Annotated in this window: 1 protein-coding gene and 3 pseudogenes; 1 reads left to right on the forward strand and 3 read right to left on the reverse strand. The window is 48.7% G+C overall.

Annotated features, from left to right (window positions below):
- Nucleotides 1-112 precede the first annotated feature (112 nt).
- From HMPREF1024_RS29770 to HMPREF1024_RS00480, 3 genes and pseudogenes are all read right to left on the reverse strand, one after another.
- Nucleotides 113-298 (reverse strand): annotated as a pseudogene (locus HMPREF1024_RS29770) (IS1 family transposase); the annotation flags it as partial.
- An 86-nt stretch (nt 299-384) separates the two neighbouring features.
- Nucleotides 385-1,140: a M48 family metallopeptidase gene (locus HMPREF1024_RS00485; RefSeq protein ID WP_009310009.1), complete on the reverse strand. Its 756-nt coding sequence runs from the start codon at nt 1,138-1,140 to the stop codon at nt 385-387.
- Nucleotides 1,137-2,879: pseudogene (locus tag HMPREF1024_RS00480) on the reverse strand (type I restriction endonuclease subunit R); the annotation flags it as partial. The gene HMPREF1024_RS00485 and the pseudogene HMPREF1024_RS00480, both read right to left, overlap by 4 nt.
- A gap of 82 nt (nt 2,880-2,961) precedes the next feature.
- On the opposite strand from HMPREF1024_RS00480, the pseudogene HMPREF1024_RS00475 reads away from it, so the two are divergent.
- Nucleotides 2,962-3,248: pseudogene (locus tag HMPREF1024_RS00475) on the forward strand (IS110 family transposase); the annotation flags it as partial.

The following is a 3,248-nucleotide window of genomic DNA, read 5'->3' on the forward strand; positions in this document are numbered from 1 at the left end:
GCCTGGCGACATATTCCTTGTTTTTGCGTCAGTTCGTAAGCGTCCGATGGCGATGATGTGAAGTGCACTATTTGCAGCACGATCTCCACCACGATTAAGTCGGTAACGGTTCGTTCATGGCCATATCAATGATTTTCTGGTGCGTACCGGGTTGAGAAGCGGTGTAAGTGAACTGCAGTTGCCATGTTTTACGGCAGTGAGAGCAGAGATAGCGCTGATGTCCGGCAGTGCTTTTGCCGTTACGCACCACCCCGTCAGTAGCTGAACGGGAGGGACAGCTGATAGAAACAGAAGCCACTGGAGCACCTCAAAAACACCATCATACACTAAATCAGTAAGTTGGCAGCATCACCGACAAATGAGCCCATTGGAATAAGTTAGAAACTACATATCTGCCAACAACATCCCAGCCATACCATCCAGTCGCTTCTTAACCTTTTCCCAGCCCGGCATAACCTGCCCCATCAGACGGTAAAACTTCTCGCTGTGGTTGTGCTCAGCCACATGGCATAACTCATGTAGCAAAACATAATCGATACATTCTGAGGATGCCTTAACCAGCCATGGATTCAGGGTCAGACAGCCTTTTGCTGAACAGTTGCCCCATTGCGTTTGCATCGCCCGCAGACGTATCGGAGGACGCTCACTGACCCAAAGGGTCTGCGGAATCAGTAAATCAAGCCTGCGCTGAAAAACATCTCTGGCACGTTCCCGATACCATTCAGCCAGCAAGGCTTTAATCTTTTCTGCCGATTTGTGTCTGACAGTCACTTCCAGACGCCCACGCAACATTTTCACTCGTTGCGGCACAGTAGCGTCTTCTGTCACTTTCAACTGATATTGCTTACCGAGATAATAATGGCTTTCTCCGCTGACATACTGACGCGGAACAATGTGTGTCTGTTGCTCCCTGAAATCACGCAGTTGCTGGTATATCCAGCGCCCTCTTTTTTTCAGCGCAGACAACAGCTCGTGCTCCGGTGTTTCTGGAGGTACAGAGACAATAACCCGGCAGTCCGGATGCACCTTGATGAGCACCCTGCCCTTTACGACCTGACGCGGAACACACTGTACGACGATGACCTCATCACCATAGACAATGCGTAACGCTTTCATTGATGGCGATTCTTTTTCACTCATGATTTCATCAAACCAACGCGCAGTATCTGGATGATGGTTTCAACAATACGGTTAACCTGATTCATTCCGGCACCAATTTCCCGGCAGGCCGTAAACAGCAGTGGTAGCAGACTTGTCTTAACGACTTTCTCAATGTCCTGGGGGTTCAGGGAGTTTTCTGCCACCGCTTTGACGATAATGTTGTCCACTTCAAAAGCCAGCTTCGTCCACTTATCCTGCACCTGAACGTCGTTTACCGCAAAAACCTCAGGTAGCTCTTTTTTAAATACACCGTAATACGCCTGAGCATGCTTGTTTACCGCCAGTGCATCCGGGATATCGCTGAGCTTACGGGCTTCAACCTGTTCTTCAAATTCACGGAACAAAAGGTACTGTTTCAGCGGATGGTCAAACAGTTTTTCAGCCTCTTCGATAGCCATACGCAGGAGTTTTGAAAATGCCTCCTGAGCATACGGGTCATCACGCAATTCCTGCTCAATCATCTTCGTCACGCGGGTTTTAATGATGTCGGTTTCATTGCGGGTTTTATTGTTATCCCACTCTTCGGGTTTTTCGCTCTTGCCCATTTTACCGACTTCATACACGCCATCCGGTTCACGAACCTCAACGCCGGTGACATGCTTATCCAGCAATTTTTTCACCTGCTCAGCGTAGTCGTCATAATTGACCTGCTCTCCACTTACCTGCATCGCCCACTGGCGCAGGCTGGACATCTGTTTTACGGTTTCTTTATAGAGGTTTCGGTCTTGTTCCGTAAAGCTCTTGTCGGTGAAGAAGGTGGCGGACTGCAGTGCCACTTTCAGGCATCCGGCAAAGGCCGTTAACGCCTCGAAGAAATCATCACGGGTTTTCTGATGGATATCGACCATCTCTCCGTCACGTTCTTCCATTTTAGGCACCAGTACCGCACGTAACTGCTCAGTATCATTTTTGTTTTTAACACCGGCAAATATGGCCCACAGCTGGTTATACAGATGCGGTAGACGCTTGTATTCAGAGCTCATGGCGCTGTACAGCCCGTCAATATCTTTGATATCGTATCCGCCCTGAGTTCGGGAGGCGAGGTCCTGATATTTGCCGATAGTCGTGTCCAGCTCAGCCAGAATACCGCGATAATCAATCAGCAGACCGAACTTTTTTAGTGGATGCAGTCGGTTCACCCGCGCAATCGCCTGGATAAGGTTGTGGGACTTAAGCGGCTTGTCGATATACAGCACGGTATTCTTCGGCTCATCAAACCCGGTGAGCAGTTTATCAACGACTATCAGCAATTTGAGCTTCTCATCGGTATCGAAACGACTGATGATATTGCGGGTATACACAGACTCATCCTGCGTGCCGACGTTATCTTTCCACCATTTCGTCACTTCCGGCAGTTTGCTTTCATCCACCTCAGTATTCCCTTCCCGGGTATCCGGCGGGCTGATAACTACAGCTGACTCAAACAACCCGGCTTCATCAAGATACTTTTTATATTTGATGGCGGAAATCTTGCTGTCGCAGGCAAGCTGGCCTTTCAGTCCCTCATCAATATTCTTCGAGAAGTGCGTGGCGATATCGAGTGCGATCAGACGGATGCGATCATCTGCACTATAAACCTCACCTTTACGGGCATATTTACGCTTAAGGTCGGCTTTTTGCGCTTCGCTTAACCCATCGGTAATACGATCAAACCAGGCATCTATTGCCCGATCGTTAACCTCAAGGTCGGGAATACGTTCTTCATACAGCAAAGGGCTTTGTTAATGGAATGGTCGCCTCCCATCTCTTGTGCCACAGTGGGACGATAAATCGTCACTCATTGAACGGAGCGCTGCTATCATGAACGTTAAAACTATTGGAATCGATTTGGCAAAAAACGTTTTCCAGATCCATGGGGTTGACGAGCACGGAAAACGGTTGTTCAACAAACAACTCAGACGGGCACAAATGGCCTCCTTTTTTGCCAACATCCCACCCTGTTTGATCGGCATGGAGGCCTGTGCATCTGCTCATTTCTGGGCCAATAAACTGATATCGATGGGCCATAATGTCAAACTGATGGCCCCTCAGTTCGTCAAACCCTATGTTAAAACCAATAAGCATGATGCTGCAGACGCTGAAGCTAA

It is taken from the genome of Klebsiella sp. 4_1_44FAA (assembly GCF_000238715.1).
Classification (GTDB): domain Bacteria; phylum Pseudomonadota; class Gammaproteobacteria; order Enterobacterales; family Enterobacteriaceae; genus Klebsiella; species Klebsiella pneumoniae.